Origin of the sequence: Klebsiella sp. A-Nf5, from assembly GCF_002810545.1 — a bacterium.
In the GTDB taxonomy this organism is placed as follows: Bacteria; Pseudomonadota; Gammaproteobacteria; order Enterobacterales; family Enterobacteriaceae; genus Klebsiella; species Klebsiella variicola.
Window position 1 is genome coordinate 1 of sequence record NZ_PIOG01000148.1, and the last position, 2,501, is coordinate 2,501.

Below are 2,501 nucleotides of genomic sequence, written 5' to 3' on the forward strand. Positions count from 1 at the left end.
GTTATGCTGGAACAATCTGGGTGGGTCCCATCATTTTGCAGCTGCACGGTTCCGGGCCAGCTGTGTCAGCAGGTTCCTCTGACAGGCCAACTAAACTCCTACTTTGGGTATTGAGAAGAGCTAGATTGAGAGCTATTTTAGAGGGATAGCTTAAATCTGTCTGGACGCTAAAAATTGAACAACTATGATGATTTAATTGAATCGATAACTCTTGATATACGACGTAATAAAAAAATTTCCTTTATTCTGGGTTCTGCTACGACAATGTCACCAGATGGCAGAGGAGTTCCAGGTGTAAAAGAGATAAATGAAATTCTGAAGGGCTTCATGATTGAATACAATATATATGATTCATTCATCAAACATAATCCGGAAATGAGTGTTGTTGAAACCTATCAGAAAAGTTTTGCATACCTATTGAAGGTAGGCGATCAGGAAATGGTCAGGGAGGTGTTGGCCATAATCATGGGAAAAGCACAGCCAGCAGAGAATGAATGGTATATATCAAAATGTATTGATGACCTAACCAGACTGATATGTGAAACGAATATCGATGTGGGAATTATTCTTACAACTAACTTTGATGAAGTAATAGAGTACTCTTTATACCGTGCGGGTCGCGAGCCCATAATTAAAGATTTGACTATAGATCAACCTATTGGTGGTACCCAAGGATATACGGAGAAAGAGATAGTCGTGCATCTTCATGGCCTCTGGAACCGCGACACGATGCATTCAACACACCAGTTGTCAGCATTACGACCAAAAATCGAATCCTCTATCAGGAACGTGTTATCTGACAGCAAGTTGTATGTGTTAGGTTACGCGGGCTGGGATGATATTTTTTTGCAGGCATTAGCCAGCATTGTTAACGACGATAATGCAACTTATAATATCCGCTGGGCTTTTTATGAGTCAGTGCCTGAAAAAGCGCTGGCAGATAACCAGAGTTTATTCAGTCTGGTTTCAGATGCCACCGCAAATGGTCGTTTCCAGGGATATTGCGGCGTAGACTGTCATAAGCTCTTTGAAGATGTGCTGAACGCGCAAAAAAAAAAATAACTGCACCTCACACGGGATTTCGACCGAACTCTAGGTCAGTGGTACCGACTCAGAAAATGCCGCGACTGACGCGGCATATTTTATCCCACGAGCCTGCCCATGAAGTGGTAAGAATATCCGAACAGCTTTTTGCGATACAGGCCTTACAAAGTACCGGTAGCCTGGAACTGCTTTGTGGCTGGGGCTACGGGAAGTCAGGTTTTCTGTATTCCTTTCTTAACGATGAATTTTCTGAATACAATGTGCTTTACAGCGATTTGACGGGACTCATCACCCCTGAAGAAATTGCGAAGAAGATCACCCTTGATATTGGTACCGACATCACCTGGATTTTCTCCAATAGCGAGGCAGGTAAATTTATTGTTGTACTTGACAATATCTCCAATATTACTCATCCCGCGACAAACTACTTGCATGAATTATCTAGGCTTTGTTCAGACTACAACAGCAATGTTAAAATTATTTTCATTGGTACTCATCCCATCAACCTACAGATTGAACAATTAAGTCTTAATCCACTATCAGTCGATGAGGTTAAAGAGTATCTGAGGGGGGAGTCCAAGCTAGCCGGTATCACCCGTGAGCAGCTGGATAAGACGCTGGAAAATACATCTGGTTTGCCCTCTAAACTGGATAAATTCAAAGAGTATCTGCGATTAATGAGCCTGGCTGAGGTACTTGATGACGGCGTAATAACCCTGCCTGAAGAAGAATTTTCGGCAGAGATCCCGACTTATCTAATTAATCGTATCGAAAATCTGAAAATAGACCATAAAAAAATATTTAGCTTGCTCGAGGTTTTTTCTGTGCTCGATTGTGGGGAAAGACTTAAGAATATTAGAGAAAGATTCTCTGAAAACCGTTATGTATACAATGATTTCTCTAAGCTGGAGAGGGATGGGTTAATTTATTCACTGCAAATTGAAAATGAAACGATTCTAAGAATAAACCCGTTGATAAGGGATTATGTTTCTACGTCATTATCTACAGATAATTATACTCAACTGGTTACAAAATGCTTGTCCATATGTATCGGTACTGACTGGATGGCAGGTCACATAAAAATAGCACCGGTGACGCAGTTCATGCTCCAGCATACTGAATTTTATCCCGGGAATGTCCATACCCTTATCCGTAACTACTTTGAACTGACAGAGTTTGATCCTCAAAGTCGTGGTACAAAAGCCATTATCATGGCATCCATAGGTTACTGTATGTACCTAAATCATAATGATTATTATAAGGAACTGGTAAGCTTCAGTCGGATGGTCTTCAACAAAATATCTTGTTATGAATGTATGGAAAAATACCATCTGGCCTGGTACCTTGCGACCGGACTGCGAATGATTGATGAAGATGACGAAAGTGCAGAATTTCTGGAGGCAATCCTCACAAATTATGAAAAATCAGAATTTTATTCAAAAAGAATGGCGATCAAA

3 protein-coding genes are annotated in these 2,501 nt (G+C 40.8%); all 3 read left to right on the forward strand.

Features of this window, described 5'->3' with window-relative positions; all coding sequences use genetic code 11:
- Positions 1-82 (forward strand): DUF6685 family protein (locus tag CWM53_RS32380; RefSeq protein ID WP_413773716.1); only part of this gene is annotated, 82 nt, incomplete at its 5' end.
- 92 nt (positions 83-174) lie between these two features.
- Complete coding sequence (locus tag CWM53_RS15585; RefSeq protein ID WP_100750809.1) at positions 175-1,062, forward strand: SIR2 family protein; 888 nt, start codon at positions 175-177, stop codon at positions 1,060-1,062.
- 56 nt (positions 1,063-1,118) lie between these two features.
- A partial coding sequence (locus CWM53_RS15590) for a hypothetical protein (protein ID WP_133124355.1) occupies positions 1,119-2,501 on the forward strand: 1,383 nt, incomplete at its 3' end.